Origin of the sequence: Paenibacillus aurantiacus, assembly GCF_042431225.1 — a bacterium.
Classification (GTDB): domain Bacteria; phylum Bacillota; class Bacilli; order Paenibacillales; family Paenibacillaceae; genus Paenibacillus_Z; species Paenibacillus_Z aurantiacus.
Genome location: NZ_JBHMDO010000031.1, coordinates 136442 through 154996 on the forward strand (window position 1 = coordinate 136442; position 18555 = coordinate 154996).

Annotated in this window: 15 protein-coding genes; 3 read left to right on the forward strand and 12 right to left on the reverse strand. The window is 51.9% G+C overall.

Features of this window, described 5'->3' with window-relative positions; all coding sequences use genetic code 11:
- Positions 1-486 precede the first annotated feature (486 nt).
- The 3 genes from ACFFSY_RS18630 to ACFFSY_RS18640 form a co-directional block, all read right to left on the reverse strand.
- Positions 487-1761 (reverse strand): hypothetical protein, encoded by a 1275-nt coding sequence (locus ACFFSY_RS18630; RefSeq protein WP_377496772.1) that lies wholly within the window; start codon positions 1759-1761, stop codon positions 487-489.
- A gap of 800 nt (positions 1762-2561) precedes the next feature.
- Positions 2562-3719 (reverse strand): replication initiator protein A, encoded by a 1158-nt coding sequence (locus ACFFSY_RS18635; protein WP_377496773.1) that lies wholly within the window; start codon positions 3717-3719, stop codon positions 2562-2564.
- Between the two features lie 126 nt (positions 3720-3845).
- A complete protein-coding gene (locus ACFFSY_RS18640) occupies positions 3846-4154 on the reverse strand; it encodes an ArsR/SmtB family transcription factor (RefSeq protein WP_377496865.1) in 309 nt (102 codons plus the stop codon).
- A gap of 435 nt (positions 4155-4589) precedes the next feature.
- Between ACFFSY_RS18640 and ACFFSY_RS18645 the strand changes: the two genes are divergently transcribed.
- The 3 genes from ACFFSY_RS18645 to map all read left to right on the forward strand — a co-directional run bounded on the left by ACFFSY_RS18645 (position 4590) and on the right by map (position 8278).
- The gene (locus ACFFSY_RS18645) at positions 4590-6758 is read left to right on the forward strand and encodes a heavy metal translocating P-type ATPase (protein ID WP_377496775.1); all 2169 of its coding nucleotides are present in this window, start codon (positions 4590-4592) and stop codon (positions 6756-6758) included.
- A 181-nt stretch (positions 6759-6939) separates the two neighbouring features.
- A complete protein-coding gene (locus ACFFSY_RS18650) occupies positions 6940-7524 on the forward strand; it encodes a TetR/AcrR family transcriptional regulator (protein ID WP_377496777.1) in 585 nt (194 codons plus the stop codon).
- Between the two features lie 7 nt (positions 7525-7531).
- The gene (map, locus tag ACFFSY_RS18655; RefSeq protein WP_377496779.1) at positions 7532-8278 is read left to right on the forward strand and encodes a type I methionyl aminopeptidase; all 747 of its coding nucleotides are present in this window, start codon (positions 7532-7534) and stop codon (positions 8276-8278) included.
- Between the two features lie 174 nt (positions 8279-8452).
- On the opposite strand, the gene ACFFSY_RS18660 is transcribed toward map, so the two are convergent.
- The 9 genes from ACFFSY_RS18660 to ACFFSY_RS18700 all read right to left on the reverse strand — a co-directional run bounded on the left by ACFFSY_RS18660 (position 8453) and on the right by ACFFSY_RS18700 (position 18484).
- Complete coding sequence (locus ACFFSY_RS18660; protein ID WP_377496781.1) at positions 8453-9565, reverse strand: GerAB/ArcD/ProY family transporter; 1113 nt, start codon at positions 9563-9565, stop codon at positions 8453-8455.
- A 12-nt stretch (positions 9566-9577) separates the two neighbouring features.
- On the reverse strand, positions 9578-9796 hold the full coding sequence (locus ACFFSY_RS18665; RefSeq protein WP_377496783.1) for a hypothetical protein: 219 nt from the start codon (positions 9794-9796) through the stop codon (positions 9578-9580).
- Between the two features lie 8 nt (positions 9797-9804).
- Positions 9805-10998 (reverse strand): Ger(x)C family spore germination protein, encoded by a 1194-nt coding sequence (locus tag ACFFSY_RS18670; RefSeq protein ID WP_377496784.1) that lies wholly within the window; start codon positions 10996-10998, stop codon positions 9805-9807.
- Positions 10992-12473, reverse strand: coding sequence for a spore germination protein (locus ACFFSY_RS18675; protein ID WP_377496786.1), 1482 nt, complete (start codon positions 12471-12473; stop codon positions 10992-10994). The genes ACFFSY_RS18670 and ACFFSY_RS18675 overlap by 7 nt, the downstream gene beginning before the upstream one ends.
- 312 nt (positions 12474-12785) lie before the next feature.
- Entirely contained in the window at positions 12786-12965 is a 180-nt protein-coding gene (locus tag ACFFSY_RS18680; protein ID WP_377496788.1) for an H-type small acid-soluble spore protein, read from the reverse strand.
- A gap of 143 nt (positions 12966-13108) precedes the next feature.
- The gene (locus ACFFSY_RS18685) at positions 13109-14953 is read right to left on the reverse strand and encodes a glycoside hydrolase family 127 protein (protein ID WP_377496790.1); all 1845 of its coding nucleotides are present in this window, start codon (positions 14951-14953) and stop codon (positions 13109-13111) included.
- A 240-nt stretch (positions 14954-15193) separates the two neighbouring features.
- Positions 15194-16024, reverse strand: a complete 831-nt coding sequence (locus ACFFSY_RS18690; RefSeq protein WP_377496793.1) for a carbohydrate ABC transporter permease — start codon at positions 16022-16024, stop codon at positions 15194-15196.
- Positions 16021-16968, reverse strand: a complete 948-nt coding sequence (locus ACFFSY_RS18695; protein WP_377496795.1) for a carbohydrate ABC transporter permease — start codon at positions 16966-16968, stop codon at positions 16021-16023. The genes ACFFSY_RS18690 and ACFFSY_RS18695 overlap by 4 nt, the downstream gene beginning before the upstream one ends.
- An 88-nt stretch (positions 16969-17056) precedes the next feature.
- Complete coding sequence (locus ACFFSY_RS18700) at positions 17057-18484, reverse strand: ABC transporter substrate-binding protein (RefSeq protein WP_377496797.1); 1428 nt, start codon at positions 18482-18484, stop codon at positions 17057-17059.
- Between the last annotated feature and the right edge of the window lie 71 nt (positions 18485-18555).

Sequence of the window (18555 nt, forward strand, 5' to 3'; positions counted from 1 at the left end):
CTACTAAGTATCTATTAAAGAATAAAACCTTTTAGCGAGGCCGAAGTAGAGCTGAATCCCGCATGGGACAAGGCTTCTGAGAAGGCCTGAATTATTTTTTCAGCCTTGACCACCCCAAAACGTCATTTTTTCAGACCGATTGAAAAATCGGATCAAAAATCAGAATGAAGCAGCCGGTTGGAAACCGACTCAACCGCCCCTCCTGATCGCCGGCGTTTAACCCCAGTATTTGTCCCCAATTCACAAGTTAAAGTCTTAAATATTAACGATTGCGGGAACAATGCGTCCGAAAGCGATCCTAAATTTCTGTTTTTATCACATAACTACAGTAAAAATAACAGCCGGCTGAATAAAGGTTTGTGAACAGACGGTGGATTATTCGCTATAGGTAGACGTGCGACCCGCCGCTTGGACGAAGTCGCCAACTCGAAACGACGCCAAATAACCCCCTATTATCGGGGGTTAAGCGATAAGCTGCATGTCTCCTTAAGCGAAGCGGGAAATCAGAAACTCTTCGAGATAAAACTCCCCGCCTGTCCTAAGATCAGCGTTCCCTGCTTTCAGCAGCCGCGCCGCTCGCTGGCAAGCCGTCTTAAATTGCCGGGTGGAGAAGAATCCTTTGACCGCCCTGTAGAACTGATAGGGACGTGCCAGCGCATAGTCGGTCTCTTCGCCTACGATGAAGGCGTAAACGCCTGTGTTTTGCGTAATCTCGATGAAGCGCTGGTACGTGCGATCCTCTAATTCTTTCTCAAGAACCAGCACGGGATCCGCGCTGAACAATTCGCGGCTATCGAACATTTCGCGAAGCCGTTTGGCGGCGAATCGCAGCACCTTCAACCCTCGGTTATGCAGCAATTGAGCAAGCCGAAGGAAGGTTTGTCCGTTGTCGAGCTGTTCGAGTTCGCCGATCCTGAAATAATTAAGCAGCATGCGAAGCCGCCCCACCGTCTTGCTGTAAGGCACTTTCGCCTTCGGGATTGCCCGATAATGCCGATTCGCCTCATGGCGAACTTGATAAGCAGGATTCGGTACGCAGCACAAAGACCACCGTCCCAAGGCGTCTTTGGATACGGTTGCCTTCGTAAATAACGGATTCCCCGGTTGCGGCTCCAAGGCGGCGAGCAATTGGAGCGACTTACGAATCTGGGCCGGCCGGCTCTTATGCGTAAGCGTATAGATCCAGGAAGCGTCTCCAAAAAATTCCTTGAACTCCGCATTCACCTTATCGCCATTCCGGCTGATGATATAGAGGTAAAGCTTCTGGGCGGATACCGGCAGATCCGTGAACGCTTTGGTAAAAACGACCGGGTTGAACAGCACGAAGCGTCCCGTCCGGCGCTTATAAGATTCCAGACGCCATTCCGAGATGATGCCTTTACTGGTGGTCGAAATCAGGCCAAGATCGATGAACTTCCGGATCTCGGCATAGAACTGTTCTTTAGAGCCCGCATCTTCGTACTCCTCGTTCATGAGCTGATAGAGCTGGTGAGTAGATACGCCGGTTAGCGTGCCTTCTGTATTGAAGCGCCGGGAGATTGTCATCATGAGACGGATCGACATCTCCGTAACATGGCACTTCCGCATCGGGTGGCTGTTACGGCGGAACAGCATGACGTCGTCCTGATCGTAAGCATGTTCGATATGGAATAGATCTTGAAGGAAGCTGTAATCGACCGATACTGGATACGTCACATCGAAGTTGCGATTGTTCAATTTCATATATGGGAATGAAGTGGGTCCCTTATACGGCTTCGGCATCCAGATCGGCCTCCTTCCTCGACAATTCATGGGATTGTAATGGTCAGCGTATTTACTCCCGGTCTCTGGAGCGTTATAATAGGGAAACAGCCGATAAAAAGGCAAAACTAAAGCAGACCTTTTTATCGCATTTTTTTGCGAAAAAGGACTTTGCGGATTTATCAGCCGATTCCCTGTTACCAGCAGGTAATCAGCAACATGCTTGTCATCGTCTCGATCCCCATCGATTCGTTGACGCACATGATTGACATCGCGATACTACCATCGAACGTAAGAAGTAAAGTTTACCAGACCTTACTTCCCCTAACCCCCGTTACCAGCGGGGGTTTTTTTCTTGTGAAACGCGACTCGCCGCAAGACGGAGCTAGCCATCTCGCTTTGCTTCCGGAGCTTTACATAAATCTCCTAGTTTCGACAATACCATTGCGACAAGGATATGGTCAAACGTACTTCAGGGGAGTTTTGACACGTATCTTTAGGGGAGTTTTGGGACGTACTTCAGGGGAGTTTCGTACTTCAGGGGAGTTGTTGCACGTACTTCAGAGGAGTTTCGTACTTCAGGGGAGTTTATTGACGTACTTCAGAGGAGTTTTGAGACGTACTTCAGAGGAGTTTCGTACTTTAAAGGATTCTTGGGACGTACTTCAGAGGAGTTTCGTACTAGAGGGGATTTTGGACACGTACTCTAGGGGAGTCTACTTTTAGAAGAAAATTTTTGAAGAACGAGAGAAACACGTACTACAGGGGAGTTTAAGGACGTACTAGAGAGGAGTTTTGGCTTTAAAACAAAAAAACACGCGCTACCCTAGTAAGGTAGGCGTGTTGAATTGAAGCTGATTGTCCATCGAATCCGCTTGCAATAGCCAATCGCTGGGAATGAATCGGACTTGAACCGGTATGCGCCGCTCTTTCCTCACAATATCGAAACTTTGAATGACGTCGAAGGATTGCAATTCTTCAAAGGCGCGCTGCATATGCGAGTAGGCTTTGGACTTCTCGCTCGAATGAAGCCCAAGGTGAGGAAGCAGCTGCTCGACGTCCAGCATGAGCTCGCCATCTTTCGCCTTATTGACCAAGATCAAGTACAGCGCTCGCGAAGTCGGCGAAGCCAAATCATTAAACAGCGAGATGCTAATCGGCACCACGTTCCCGATCAGCAAGTTCTTATGGAGGTTATTACTGAGCGTAACGGACACCGTGTTCGTCGTCCTGTCGATTTCCATATCTTGAAACGGGTTATGAATTTTCGTTCTCATCCGTTTTTTGGCTTCCGCATCGAAGAACTCTTCCATGACGATCGAAGTTTGGCCAAGATTGGACAAGCTATCGAACAGGTTATTATACTCGCCGCCGATCGCCTCCACCTGGACGCATTTCAGCAGTTCATTGAACGAAAATTCAAAGCTTTGATTTTTCCCCTTCTGCTCCCACAGCTTGAATACCCCGAGCATGTTGCGTGCGTCTGTCGGAAGCAGCAGACTGCCATTGCTGTTGTTGTAATACATGTTACGGAACCCCGTTTTATGTACCTCTAAGCTCCCGTCTTTCTTTCGCTGCTTCTTCAACGTCTCTTCATTCGGGCTGCTCGACGAAATGAAAGGGTGATCGATAAAATTTCGCTCCATATTGTGGCTGAGCTGCCGATTTTGTTTTTGCTTGATTTGAATGGCTTTCTCCAAAATCAAGATTTGATGCTGCAGCAGCTGGATTTCTTCGGTTACTTCTTCGTTCTGATTGTCCTTCAGCGCGATCTCCGTATACCGCGTAATGAGCGGAACCGAGATTCGTTTGAGTTCAGAGATGCTTTTATATAGTAAAGGTTTGGTGAATCCTTCGGCTTCTAGTTCGATCTGGCCTTTAATCATGACTTCGTCTTTCGAATATTTCATTAAATCCTTGCGGCTTTTGACGAGAATTTGAGCGTTCTTCTCGAGGTTATTTAGGATCGATTTGCTCAATTTACTGCCACCTGCTTTCCTGGTCGTTCTTCTTTCATTGTAGCCGCTAATCTAGGACATGACAATTCATATAGTAGGTCACATGACTGTAAAAAAAAGGACCGCATATGCGGCCCCTCTCCATGATCAGCTGTGGCGTAGATGTTCTAAGGTTTGCAGAAATACTTCTTGTACATGCTCATCATCCAAAGAGTAGAAGACCGTCTTTCCTTCTTTTCTCCTCTTCACAATCCTCAAATTGCGTAAGAAGCGAAGTTGATGCGATATTGCCGACTGTCCCATCTCAAGCACTTCCGTTAAATCATGGACGCATAGCTCGCACTGAGACAAAGCATGAATGATTTTTACGCGTGTTGGATCTCCGAGAGTCTTAAACAGATCCGCCATCTCGCTGGCAGCCCGGTCACCCATTAATTTCTCTTTTACCAAGTGCACATTTACTTCCGTCCCGTCACACGTCGTGTCACAGGCATCCTGCACATTTTTCTCCGTCACTTTTCCACCAACCACAACAATGTTTTTCGTAATTATAACACATTTGGCTGGTGAATTATAAGTTTGCCTCACTGTTCTCCACTTTGATTCGAATCGATATCGTTCGATGGCTTCCTTAAGGATTTGGATATCCCAATGCCTAGAATAGCGGCGGCAGCAAGTATGGCAATTAGATAGATCATTAGCTGTAACATGATTAATATCCCCCCATTCAATAGCTGTGACGTATCAATCATTCGCCTCATAATATAACACAATAACGAATGAACAAGTATTCATCAATTGAAAGTATCCGCTTAATTGGGTTTGACTTTCCAGCCTCTCCGCTTTATCATATGAACAAATACTCATATGTTAGTGAAAGAAGGATGAGGGATGAACGAGTATAGGGTTAAAGGGCTCTCGTGCGGCAATTGCGCGCTGGGATTAGAACACCAAATTAAAGAACTCGAACATGGAGAAACCGCTACACTCAGCTATAATACCGGGAAACTGAAATTGGATTCGCGTGTGTCTTTAACGCAAGTCGAGCAGATTCTTAAATCCGATAATGCCTATATTGATTGGAATCAAGCGCAAATCGCCCGCTCGGATCATAGCGATGGACACCGTCATGACAATCATTCACATGCTCATGATCATGAATACGATTCTGGCGACCATAGCCACGCGCATGGGCATAGTCATGAACATGGGAATTCGAAGATGATCAAGCTGCTTATTGTCTCTGCCATTCTCTATTTGGCAGCGGTGTTTGCTGGAGATAGCGTGAATGAGGCTGTTTTGACTGGCCTGTATCTCGTTACGATCGTGTTAAGCGGCTATTCCACATTTCTCCGGGGTTTAAAGAACTTGCTTGCCCTTCGCTTTACGATCGATACGCTCATGACTATCGCACTCACCGGAGCCGTAGCCATAGGCGAATGGAAAGAAGCCACCCTAGTAGCCCTGCTATTCGGGCTCAATGAGCTTCTAGAGGGTCTCGGCATGGAGAAAGCGCGCCGATCCATGGAGACGCTGCTCAAGGTAGCACCCAAAGAAGCCGTGCTTCTGAAGAACGGGATAGATACCGTCGTGCCAATCGCTTCGTTAAAGGCTGGCGATCTCGTTGTGGTCAAATCGGGCGAGAAAATCCCTTCCGACGGCGTTGTCGAAGAAGGCAAAAGCTCCGTGAATGAAGCTGCAATCACCGGCGAATCGTTGCCTGTGGAGAAAGAAATCGGAGCGCCCGTATTTGGCGGCAGCATTAACAATGAAGGCGTACTCCAAATTCGTATCGAAAAGGCGTATCAGGATTCTTCCTTAGCTCGCATTCTTCATCTCGTCGAAGAAGCCCAAGAAACCAAAACGCCTACCGAGCTTTTTATTAATAAATTTGCCCGTTACTATACGCCGATCATTATGATAATCGCCGCTCTCGTGATCGTGGTTCCCCCCCTTCTACTCGGAGGAGAATGGAGCAAATGGGTATATCAAGGGCTGGCCGTTCTTATTGTAGGCTGCCCTTGCGCGCTTATTCTCTCCTCGCCGATCGCGATTGTGTCCGGCATTACACGCAATGCTCGCAATGGGATTCTGGTTAAAGGCGGCGTGTTCTTGGAGCAATTAGGTAAAATCGATACGCTCGCATTTGATAAAACCGGGACGCTTACCAAAGGCGAGCCGCACGTCGAACAAATGGTCGTTTATGATCCGGAACGGTTTTTGAGAGTAGCAGGCTCGATTGAGAAGTCCTCCTCCCACCCTTTGGCTAGAGCGATCATGAAGAAAGTAGCGGATGAGAACGTGGAGACGACCTCTCCGGACGAGATGCAGACGGTATCGGGGCAAGGAATCGTTGCGCAAGTGGAAGGACGGCAGTACTGGCTCGGCAATGAGAGGCGTATGGCACATTTGAGAATACCTGCAGAAGTACGCGCTCAGATCGATGCTTTAAAAGCGGAAGGACTGACCCTTGTAGTAGTCGCCGATCAGGAACGGATACTCGGCATGTTCGGAATTGCAGACGAAATACGCGAGGAAAGCAAAGCGGTCATCGCTCAATTGCATCGCGCCGGTATACGGCGTACGGTGATGTTAACGGGCGACCACCAGAAAACCGCAGAGAAAGTCGCCTCGCTCGTTGGTGTTAGCAGCTTCTATGGCAATCTGCTGCCTGAGGATAAAGTGAGCAAAATTCGGGAGCTGGGTCAACAAGGAACGGTGGCCATGATCGGCGATGGCATCAATGATGCGCCGGCTCTGGCTACAGCCCAACTAGGAATTGCAATGGGCAAGGGTACCGACAGCGCCATCGAGACTGCTGATATTGTGCTGATGCAAGATCACCTTGGTAAGCTCCCAGAAGCAGTATCCGTGGCGAAGAGAGTCAATACGATCATTCGATTTAACATCCTATTCTCTCTCGGGTTAAAAATCATTGCCTTGCTGCTCACCATCCCAGGCTGGCTTACCCTTTGGTTCGCGATCCTATCCGATATGGGCGCTACCCTATTCGTCACTTTAGTTAGTTTGACGGTTTTAATCGGGAAGAATAAGGTCTAAGTTGGGGAAAGGCAGAGTCTAACAACTCTGCCTTTTGGCATGGTTTCCAATGCTAACGCCGTTGCGGTTGTAAGGCCATCCACAAGTTACGCGCAGCCATAATTTGCATATCCCCGCCCCATGCGTTATAGTTTTTACATCGACAAATTTGCAGGTCTATAGAAAGAAGGTTCACGCGTCCATGTGCCCTCGCACCAAAGAACAAAATGAACGCATCCGCATCCAGCGCAGAGAACAGATCCTGGACGCCTCCGCACGTACCTATTTCCGAACGGGCGCAAGCTTTGATATTCGCGACGTCGCTCGCGAGGCTGAGCTCGGTTACGGCACGGTGTACCATTATTATCCCAACCGGCATTTATTGATAGAAGATGTGCTGGACAGCGGCTTCGAGCGATGCGAGCAATCGCTGGCAGAATGGGCGAACATCCGCAGGGGCAGCCCCGATAACAAGCAGCTATTGATGTATTGCAAGACGCTGCTTCGGCTGTGGCAGTCGGACGCCCGCGCTTATCTCGTCTACAAGATGGCGGCAGAGCATTATGCGGGCTTACCCGAGAAGGATCGGCACGCCGCCCAGAGACGATTCAAGGAAAGACTGTACGTTCCGCTCCAATCGATCGCCCAATGCGAAGACGACAGCATCGACCTGCTGCTTGCCGTGCTGGTCGGCTGCTGCGGGCTGCAATACTACGCGGGCGCTTCCGAGCTGGATGTCGACCGAATCGCCCAGCTCGCGATGCAAGCCATGACGAAGGGGTCTTGATACGAACATGGTCATCTTAAAAAGCAAGCATGAAATCGAAGCCATCCGCAAGGCATGCCAAGTGGTGGCCGAATGCCATCGCACGATCGCCCCGCTCATCCAACCGGGCATCACGACGAACGAGATTGAGCGCATCTTCGAGGACATCATCTTGAAGCACGGCGCCAAGCCCTACACGAAAGGCTACAAGGGCTATCCCTATGCGACCTGCGCCTCGCCCAACGACGTGATCGCGCATGGCTTCCCTAGCGATAAGCCGCTGGAGGAAGGCGATATCGTGACGATCGACACCGTCGCGGAGCTCGACGGCTGGCTCGGCGATTCAGCCTGGAGCTATGCTGTCGGGAAGATCTCGCCGATGGCCGAGAAGCTGATGCGCGTCACGAAGGAATGCCTTGACCTGGGCATCGCGCAGGCGCAGCCCGGCAATCGGCTCGGCGACGTGACGAGCGCGATCCAGCGGCATGCCGAATCGAACGGCTTCGGCGTCGTGCGCGATCTTCTTGCGCATGGCATCGGGCGTGACCTGCACGAGGAACCGAACTATATGCATGTCGGCAAGCCCGGCAAAGGTCTCCGCATCAAGGAAGGCATGGTGTTCACGATAGAACCTATGATCACCGAGGGGACCTACTATATGACGATCGATGCGGACGGCTGGACCGCGCGGACGCTGGACCGCAAGCTCGCCGCCCAATACGAGCATACGATCGCCATCACGGCTGAAGGTCCACAGATCCTGACCGCGCAATAGAAGAAATAGAGGACGACCAACGAGTTGGTCGTCCTCTTATTTACCCTAATGCAGCTCGATAGACCGGCGAAGATCCGGGCCAAAATAAAAGACAGCCCGAACCTTCTTCTGGTCCTTGCTGCCTTGTATGAGCTATCGTCCCCCCAAGGTGCGATTATCAAGCCGCCGTCATGACTAGCCCCCCTCTTCACTCGGAGTTTGGTAAGCCGCGGCATTCATTTTCGCAAACGAAAGATAGAGGGCAAGAACCAATATCGTGGATAATACGATGAACCATGCGAACGTGGCCCACGACGACTGGAAGAAATCATTCAATTCCGTCGTGCTGACGTTCATTTGATTGACGATTCCGAACACGATCGCCGCCGTAACGAAGCTGAACGGTCTGCCGTCCTTCACCTTCACGATGCGGGTCATGAGCAAGGTGACGATATAGAGAAGCGTACATAGCTTGATAAAGATGCTAGCCGTCCAAATCGCCTCCATCAGCGGGTCCATATTCTCCAGGAAATCGCCGATGCGCACATACCGAATCACCTCCATAACCGGGTATGTCAGATGAGCGGTGACCGACTGACCGAACAGCAGCATGCTGTAGATGTAATAGAAAGCCGTGACCAGACTCGATCCGATAGAAGCGATAAGCAGCGTGCGATAGGTTCGCTGCGGAGCATCGATACGCGGCAGCAAAAACAGCACGAAGAACGATTCGCCGAACCATGGCGCGGTCTTGTAGACGGCTTCCCACATGGAGTCGAATCGAAAGTGCGTCACAAGCGCGATCGACCTGTCGAAATTGACGTCCTTCGTCACGAGCAACGGCGCAAGCAAGCTCGCCATGAACACGACGAAGAAGAATCCTGACGCGCATCGGACGATCGTCTCGAGGCCCGATCGGACCGCAATCGCCGCCGTATAGAGGAATAGCGCGGTGAGCAGCCACTCCGGCGTCGTCGGCAAATACATTTGCGCCATGAAGTCGGTAAATTCCTTCATAATATAAGCCGCCTGATGCAGGAAGAAGCCGAAGGCGGGAACCGTCAGCAGCAGCGCAAGGAACGTCTGCAGCATACCTCCCGAATGGCCTGGCATGCGATCGTCTAATCGATTCCCCAGCCACACGGTAACGCCAGCAGCCGATGACCCGATGATGGCCGCAATCGGCAGCACCGCCCAGCCGCTATAAGAGGCGATTCCGGCCAGCGGACCGATCCAGAAGCCGACCATCGTCGAGTAATTGAACAAACAAAGCAGCAGCCCCAGCTCCAGCTGCGATATCTTCTTCAAGCTTCCCGCCTCCTATACGATCCAGGCTTGCAGCGGCGCAAAGACAGCCTTAATCCACGCATTGGGACTCGGCAGCTCCCGATAAACGATGGTCGTTATGTTGTACAGGAAGGCCAGAACGAGAATAACCGTGAACGGCAGCAGCGCCGGTTTCACCCCGTGCTTGCGAATGAAGCGCGCCTCTCGATAAGCAATGCCGGCAAATACGATCGTGAGCAGCGTGATATACATGGCAGTCCCTACTTCTCTTGTTTTATCCAAACCGGATTTTTCTCGGTACCCATCCGCTTTATCGCGACCTTCGCTTCTACTTGGACATCCATCTTACTGTAGATCTCGCGCCAATCCGGTTCGATCTGCTTCCAGTATCGCGGATACCGCCATTCCACATGCCTGGCAAGCTCGAAGGCATCCACCTTCATCTTCTGCGAGTGCGTGATCGCGCGTTCGAGGCGTGCCCGCAAGATATCGGACAGTTCCTGCTCCATCGCCTTAATCTGCGCCGGGTCGGTCAAATCCACGGAAGATTCCGACGAATTCACGTCATCCTGTGCTTCGACCCGAAGCGTGAACGAAAGCCTGCCTGCCGCGAGTCGAGGGGAGATGGTCGCTTTCGAGCGCAAGATAAGGAAGCTGACCGGCTTGCCGTCCTTCTTCGCCCGCATCGTAATGAGCGCGCTTTGCATCTCGTCTTGCAGCCACAACCCTGCGCGCATTTCCTTCACGTCGAAGCTGCCCACCATTTTCCCCTCGCGGAAGACGGCGGCGCCGTCCGTCCCCGCCCAGGGGCTGACTTTGCCGCGCTCGCTCAGCATACTGATCTCCCCCATCGTAAGCAGACTGGTCACGAAATCCCCGCCGAATTCGAACGATTCCAGCGCATCTTTCACGGTTGTCCTCGGGATGAGCCGCATGCTCTCGAACTCCCTCAACACTTCGGATGGGAACCGCTCGAATACAGGCGTCAGGTTCGTGATGTCCTTCGCTTTGCGGGGAGCGACCATGATATAAGATTTGATATGAAAGGTCGGCTCTCGCGACACCATCTCAAGCACCGGCTTGATGCCGTGTTCGGCCATTCTTCTCCCGAAGACGATAATCCGGGCATGGCCCCAGTTGATTTCGCGGGTCAGGTCGGAACGAATTTTCCGAATCGCTTCGGGCACGTTCGGCGCGGTTTTGCTCACGACCGCGAACGGATTGTTGTTTCCGCCGGATGACGGAGCCCCAATCCCTGTAGATAAGCGGTTCGGGAGCGGGAAGCCCAGCGACACCTCATAGCTGCCGTCGTCGTTGTAATCGATGTAGAGCGCCGCGACGAGCGCCCTGTCATTAATCTCGATCCTGTCCCAGCAGCCTGTCAACAGGATCAGCGCGCCTATAGCCAATAGCCGTCTGGCAATGTCTCCGATGGCGATCATCCGCCTCACCACTCACGTTCCTCTTGTTTGTTCAATCTCCGCGTTGGTTGCATCCGTTCGCCTGCTCCGCCCTCGCCCAAATTCGGACGCTTCCTCATCATCCACCACGGTACCCGGACCAGCACATCCTTCCAGTCTCCGAACCGGATCGGCGCGGTCGGACTCAAATACGGGGTGCCGAAAGAATGCAGGTTAACCAGATGCATATAGATCGCAAAAATGCTGATCAGAATGCCATACAAACCCAACGTCCCGGCAAGGATCATGACGGGAAAACGGAGCAGGCGTATGGAGAGGGCCAAGTCAAAATGCGGGATGAGAAAGGATGCGACACCCGTTATGGAGACGACGATAAGCAGCGGAGCGGAGACGATCCCGGCTTGGACCGCCGCCTGGCCGATGATCAGCGCCCCGATGATGGAGACGGTCTGGCCGAGCGGTTTGGGGATTCGCAGACCCGCTTCCCGGATCGCCTCGAAAGAAATCTCCATAATGAACGCTTCCACGATCGCCGGGAAAGGCACCGACTCCCTGGCCGCGGCGACCGATAGAAGCAAGTTCGGCGGTATCATTTCGGGATGAAAGGTCGTAATGGCAATGTACACGCTCGGCAGGAAAAACGCGATCATCAAAAATAAGTAGCGGATCCATCGGATCCAGGTCGCCGCGAAATAGCGCTGGTAATAGTCTTCGGCGGATTGCAAGAACATGTACAGCGTGACCGGAACGAGCAACGCCATCGGTGTACCATCGACCACGATGCCGATACGTCCTTCCAGCAGCGCCGCCGCCATAATATCCGGCCGTTCCGTGTATTGGACCTGCGGGAACGGGGACAAGGGATTGTCTTCAATAAACTCTTCGATGTAGCTGCTGGCCAATACGCCGTCCATATCGATATAGGACATCCGTTTCTTCATTTCGGCAATGACTTTCGGATCGGCAATGCCGTCGATGTACGCGAGCATAATATTCGTGTTCGAATACCTGCCTAATTGCTGTTCCTCCAGCTTCAGCCCCGCATGCTTGATCCGTTTGCGAATCAACCCGATATTGGTTTGAAAATCCTCGACGAACGCTTCCTTCGGCCCTCGCACGACGGGCTCGTTCTCCGCTTCGGCCGCCGCTCGTTTATCGACCGACCGAATCGGAACGAGAAGCATGTCCGCTTCCGTCTCGAAAACAAGCAGCACGCACCCGGCTAGCAAAGACGATAGCGCATGCTGCGCATCCTGCGTAGCCGACGCCGATGCGGACAACATCCGCTGCACGTGCGCTTTCCACGCTGCGGCGTCGCTTTTATCGGCGCTGTTCACGCTCGATACGATGAATTGTTGGACAAACTGATGATCGATAATGGTAGCCAAATAGATTAAGGTGCAGGTCTGCCCTCCACCGTCTTCGACGACGACGAAGCGAGCGTCGGAGATCGACGTTAGTTGTGCGCGCAGCCACGGGATTCGTTCCGCGACAGGAACATGATGCACAGACTGGCCCCCTGCACCAGATGCTCGCGGAATCGGTGTCCGCTGCTTGCCGCGACGCCACATTCCGGCACCTCCTGATGAGCAAGTATTTGTAGCCTAACCAATATTTCTCATATTATGTAATGGCAAAAAGGGCAGTCGTTCTTATTGCCGACTGCCGTCGATTCTCCGCTTCATCTTCGATGATTATGCGGTAATCCCGTTCCATGATAAAGCGTTTGAGGCAATGGTTAATGGTAAAGCATAGGAAAAAGCGCTGTTTCCATTGCGGAACAGCGCTTCTTTCGCTAGACGGAAAATCATCCGTAGCCTTTAATGCTCCGTTAAACTGAGTAAGGCAACGGTCTCTTCCTTCTCGGGGTCATTCAAGGGATAGATTCTCGCGGTTTCAGCCTGTTCGTCGACATACTGAATGTATACAGGTACCCCATTGAATGTAATGTTAGCCAAGATCGGAGAGGACTCAATTTCTTTTGCTCGTTGCACGTTCATCTCCATGCCTCCCTTTGTAAGGTAACCACGTATACTATTTTCCAGAACCTTACTTATTATTCATGGTGTTCTTCATCACCATTGACGAATGCGATGCGCTAAGTGACGAGATTAATCCCCGACCAAGAGACCAAGATATGGGGTCAAAGCTTATAAAGTGCACTAGCGTCTAATTCCTTCAGCCATACCTGCATGAACCCAGGGCTCCGGTTATCCCAGGCATAGTAGGGAATGAGTCGGAATGTATTCCCCCGGCGATCATGAGCCAGCAACAAGGTTGTACCTTCAAGGATGCCGCTTCCGGGCGCAAGGGTGCAGGTAAGTTCGGCTGGAACTACATAATCGTCATATTGAAGATGCGGATTATCCGCTTGTTCTAAGCAGTATAGGATCGGCCCCCGCTGAATGGCGAATCGTCCGCGATTGGCTACCACCTCCGCTTTTGCTCGGACCAGCTGAACGGGTTGGTCTAGTCTAAGCTCCACAGAATCGCCTTCTTGCCAATTCCGCTCCAGCACCAGGTATCCTTTGTCCAGCTTATACGTGTTAGGCGGAATACGTTCCCCGTTCATGAATACTTGAAATCCGCGGCACCAGCCTGGAATTCGAAGCAGCAGCGGGAAGGTCCGTTCTCGTTCCGGACGGAGCTTCAAGTGGATGTTCCCCTCCCACGGGTATCCGGTGGCAGACTCGATTTGAACGTAGAAGCCGTCGGACAGCTGAAGTTCGGCAATGCCCGCGAAGTATTGGTTACATACAATCCCTTGATCGGCGACCGCGAATTGATACCCGCCGATGGATGGCAGGAAGCGGGCTAGATTCGTGGGGCAGCATGAGGTGTGGAACCATTCCACCCGATGGTGATTCCCTAAGGAAGCGAGCGGATTGACATAGAAGAACTTGTCGCCGGACAGGGATAAACCTGCCAATGCGCCATTGTACAACTCTTGCTCCACAATGTCGGCATACTTGGCATCGCCAAAGAGCAGGTTCATCCTGTGATTCCAAAGCGCCATGCCAATCGACGCGCAAGTCTCGCAATAGGCGGTTTCATTGGGGAGGTCGTAGTCGACCGTAAATCCTTCATTATGTTGGGAGGGCCCGATCCCTCCCGTCACATACATATTGCGCTCCACGGTATGCGCCCAGACGCGGAGCAAAGCATCGAGGTATCCCTCTTCGCCCGTGGCGCGCGCGACATCGGCCATTCCCGCATAGAGGTACATGGCGCGCACCGCATGTCCGGTTACCTTCTCGATATCCTTGACCGGTACATCATCTTGGCAATAAGCCGGCCCCCACTCTTCTTTGTCCCAGATGGCGCCGGAACCATGTCCATGCCCCCGCTCCTCCAATAGCCAATGCGCAAATGACAAGTATTTCGCTTCACCCGTTACGTGGTAAAGCTTGACTAGCGCAAGTTCGATTTCCTGGTGTCCCTCCACCCAGTGGCGCTTGCTTGGTCCAAACATCGAGAGGTAATGATCGGCAAGCTTGCAGGCGACGTCCAGCAGTTCCCGTTTGCCAGTCGCTTCATAATAAGCGGCAGCCGCCTCGATGAGATGTCCGCCGTTATACATTTCGTGCTTCTCCATATCCGTCCACTTGAGTTCAGGCGAGGTTAAGGTGTAATAGGTCGACAGATAACCATCCGTCTCCTGTGCAGCGGCAATCAGTCCGATAAGCCGGTCGATCTCCTTCTCCAGTTCGGGATCTCGCTCATGCATCAACGCATAGGCGGCGCCTTCGAGTACTTTATACACGTCGGAATCATCATAGTACATGCCTTGATGCAGGCCAGATTCTAATCCGCCCGCTCGAGCAAAATTCGATATCCGTCCGGTCTCCTCGCATTGCGCCAGGCAAGCGGGAAGCGTCACCTTCTTCAAGGCGTCGAGCCGCGGCTGCCAGAAATCGTCCTTCACGTTTACCTTGTTAAAGGGAACGTGGGTCCAGTTCAATACGCGTTTGGTCAAATTCTTCTCCATGGTCGTCAGCCTCCGCCAACCTATATTATAAAACTATATAAGTTGAACTAGTAAAACGAACAAAATGCGAAGAAAGAGAGATGAATCTGGAGAAGCGCCAGCGTTCGCCTTTGTTAACGGATATCCCCCTTGTATCCTTCATTCGAGATATCCGTGAACAACAGCGATCGGAAGATCATCACTCTTACGCAGCACTTTATTTGTTCGGATTGTAAGTTCAATTTATATACCCACTCCAACTCAACCCTTCAATCCTGTCAACGAAATGCCCTCCAGGAAGTATCGCTGGCCAATCAGAAACACCACCACACACGGGAGCACTACTGCCGCCGATGCCGCCATAAGCAAGTCCCATTGCGACGTATAGCTCCCCTGGAACATCTGCAAGCCGAGCGCCAGCGTGAATTTCTCGGTCGATTTCAAATAGATAAGCGGACCAAAGAAGTCATTCCAAGCGCCTAAGAACGTGAATAAGGAAATGACGATGATGGCGGATCGGCTCAGCGGCAGCACCACATGGTAATAGATCTTCAAGTATCCAGCGCCGTCCACTAATGCGGCCTCATCCAGGTCGCGGGGGATGGTCATATAAAATTGGCGAAGCAAAAAGATGTTGAAGATGCCTCCGCCGAAAAAGGCTGGTGCGATCAAAGGTACAAAGGTGTCGTAGAACCCCAGCGTCTTCCAACCCAGGAAGGTGGGGATCAGGGTCACGGCGCCCGGCAGCATCATCGCGGTGAGCAGTATGCCGAATACGCCATTGCGTCCCCTCCACTGAATACGCGAGAATCCAAAAGCCGAAATCGTGCTGCTCGTTACGGTGCCGACCAGGACGAGCACAACGATGATGATCGTGTTCATAAAAAACGTGTTGAACGGAAGAATCGTGAGCGCATTCGAGAAATTATCCCATTTGACCGGATCGGGAATCCAAACCGGGGGCATGACGAAAATTTGCGATAGACTCATGAGCGAACTGCGGACCATCCACACGAGGGGAAGAAGAAATAAGGCGGACAGGACCGCAAGCAGCACATAGACGACCGTCTTCTTCAAGGTCGAAGTTCTCATGAACGCCCCTCGCCTTCATAGTAAACCCAGGACTTGGCGGTTCGGAATACGAGCATGGTGAAGAGCAGGATAATGACGAACAAAATCCACGCGAGCGCCGAGGCATATCCCATATTCGTATCACGGAAAGCGGTGCGCCACAAATAGAAGATATAGAAGAGGCTCGCATTGTTCGGCCCGCCTTGCGTAAGAATATAGGCCTCATTAAACACTTGAAACGCTCCGATGATCGTCATGACCGTATTAAAGAACAAGGTTGGGCTTACCATCGGCAGCGTAATATGGATAAGCTTATGCCAACTGCCGCCGCCATCGACTTCGATAGCCTCGTAATATTGATGCGGAATGCCGCTTAACCCTGCAAGGAAGATCACGACGGTACCGCCGATCCCCCACATCGTGGTCAGCACGATCGAAGGAATGACGGATTGCTCGGCGAACAACCACGAACTGGTCGGTAGATGCAGCCATTGCAGCATCGTGTTGATTAACCCCAGGTCTGGATTCAGCAGCCACATCCAGATGATGGACGTGGCCACGGCCGGGACGATGCTAGGCAAATAGACGATTGTTCGAAATAGCGCTCGCCCTTTTATATTACGATTCAGTAACAGCGCGATAGCAAAGGACACGACGATGGTGACGGGTACCTTGAGTACGACGAAATAAAAGGTGACCCCTAATGATTTATTGAATAGCTCGTCTTGGCCCGACAGAAGCTTGGCGTAGTGATCGAAGCCAATAAAATGCGTCGCGGACTGAAACACATTATAATCCGTTAAGCTGTAGTAAAGACTCGCCAGCATAGGGCCGGCCGTAAACAGGATAAATCCGAGCGTAGCCGGAAGCGTAAACAAGATTCCGTAGAGCAGCGCTTTGCGTTCCTTGGACCGTAATCCGGCACGCGCAGGGGCTTGCGGAATCGTCTTCAGATTTGCGTTCATCGGGCCCTCCCTCTATAGGCTGCCGGACGGAAAAACGGGCCGCGAATGGCTGCCCGCTTCCATACAGGTCAGATAAGTACTTGCCGGGTTATTGAATATCTCGCCGACCTTGTACCTGAGCTTGGGCTTTGGCCGCGATGCCATTCATGGCCTGTTCAGCCGTCTGTTGACCGAGCCATACCTTATCGAGCGCGGGATTGACGATATCCATAATCTTATTAAAGTTCTTCACGTAACCTGTCGGGGTCTGATGACCGTGAGACAGCGCCATATTAATAACGGCGTCCCTATATCCTGGCTTGCGCCCTTTGGAATCAACCGTCCATTTGGCGATGAGCGTCTCGTCCTGATACCAGTTCTTCAAGGCGGGCATCCACAGCCCTTTGTGGTGGAGCTCCAGCGTGCCCTCTGGATCTAGCAGCGCCTTGACAAGCTCCCAGGACTCTTGCGGATGCTTCGTCGATTTGAATATGGAGAACATGCCATTCACAACGGTCGTTACCGGCTCCTTCAGGACGGGAAGCGGCGCAACGTCGTAGTTCACATCCGTAGAGCTCAGGTCGAAATTCGCCCATTGTCCGTCAATGACCATCGCGACCTTGCGGGTCTGAAGGGCCACATTCGTCCCCGGTACATTTTTGGATTGAACCGGAGATGGAGCCACATGATGGACATTGATCAAGTCGGCGACTTTCTGCAGCGCTTCTACGGCTTCGGGTTGGTTAAGCGCGAACGTCTTCCCATCCGCCGATACGAAGTCGCCGCCGTTACTGTAGATGAAATTGGACCAAGATCCCCACCAGCCGTTGGCGCCGCTTACGCCGAATTGTCTGATTTTACTCGGGTCGAAGCCGGGATCCGTTGCATTTTTGCCGGATTGGTCGATCGTTAACTTCTTGGCCGTTTCCACAAATTGATCCCAGGTCCAAGTCTCCTCCGCTTTGGCAGGCGGCGGTTCTAGTCCGGCTTCCTTGAACAAATCGACGTTATAGTAGAGGGAGAACGTCTCGATGTTCGAAGCAAGACCGATGATATTGCCAGGTTCGGTGAGATACGATGTATTCGGAAGCAATTGATCGGCATGAAAGGTGCTGTCGCTATCGAGCATGGTCTGCAAATTCACAAGCTTGCCCTGCTCGGCAAGCGGGAAGGCGATCGTAGCCGATTCCAGCATGGCGACGTCAGGCTCTTGGTTACCGGCAACCATGGTGGTTAGCTTCGTATCATAGTCTGTCGGAATAGATTCATACTTGACCGTCACGCCCGGATGGGTCTCTTCGAATCGGTCAATCGCCTTCTGATAGGTTTCGATTTCTTTCGGACTGCCCCAGTTGGTCAGCCGTAATGTAATGGGCTCTTTGGAACCGGCGTCTCCTGCCGTTCCGCCCGCTTCTGCAGCGTTATTATTGCCCGATGAGGTTGAGTTGGTATTATCTGTCGAACATGCGGATAGGCCGGATGCTAACACAACAAGACCAATGGATAGTGAAGTCAGTCGCTTCCATGAACGATTCACGTCCCGTTCCCCTTTCATTCGCCCTTTGGTTCATAGCTGCAGTCTATGATGGGATCAATATATCAAATATA

What these genes read in the sequence shown, in the direction of transcription:
- ACFFSY_RS18630 (WP_377496772.1), bottom strand. Translation starts at nt 1,761, where the DNA reads ATGCCGAAGCCGTATAAGGGACCCACTTCATTCCCATATATGAAATTG.
- ACFFSY_RS18645 (WP_377496775.1), top strand. Translation starts at nt 4,590, where the DNA reads ATGAACGAGTATAGGGTTAAAGGGCTCTCGTGCGGCAATTGCGCGCTG.
- ACFFSY_RS18650 (WP_377496777.1), top strand. Translation starts at nt 6,940, where the DNA reads ATGTGCCCTCGCACCAAAGAACAAAATGAACGCATCCGCATCCAGCGC.
- map (WP_377496779.1), top strand. Translation starts at nt 7,532, where the DNA reads ATGGTCATCTTAAAAAGCAAGCATGAAATCGAAGCCATCCGCAAGGCA.
- ACFFSY_RS18665 (WP_377496783.1), bottom strand. Translation starts at nt 9,796, where the DNA reads ATGTATATCACGCTGCTCACGATCGTATTTGCCGGCATTGCTTATCGA.
- ACFFSY_RS18680 (WP_377496788.1), bottom strand. Translation starts at nt 12,965, where the DNA reads ATGAACGTGCAACGAGCAAAAGAAATTGAGTCCTCTCCGATCTTGGCT.
- ACFFSY_RS18685 (WP_377496790.1), bottom strand. Translation starts at nt 14,953, where the DNA reads ATGGAGAAGAATTTGACCAAACGCGTATTGAACTGGACCCACGTTCCC.
- ACFFSY_RS18690 (WP_377496793.1), bottom strand. Translation starts at nt 16,024, where the DNA reads ATGAGAACTTCGACCTTGAAGAAGACGGTCGTCTATGTGCTGCTTGCG.
- ACFFSY_RS18695 (WP_377496795.1), bottom strand. Translation starts at nt 16,968, where the DNA reads ATGAACGCAAATCTGAAGACGATTCCGCAAGCCCCTGCGCGTGCCGGA.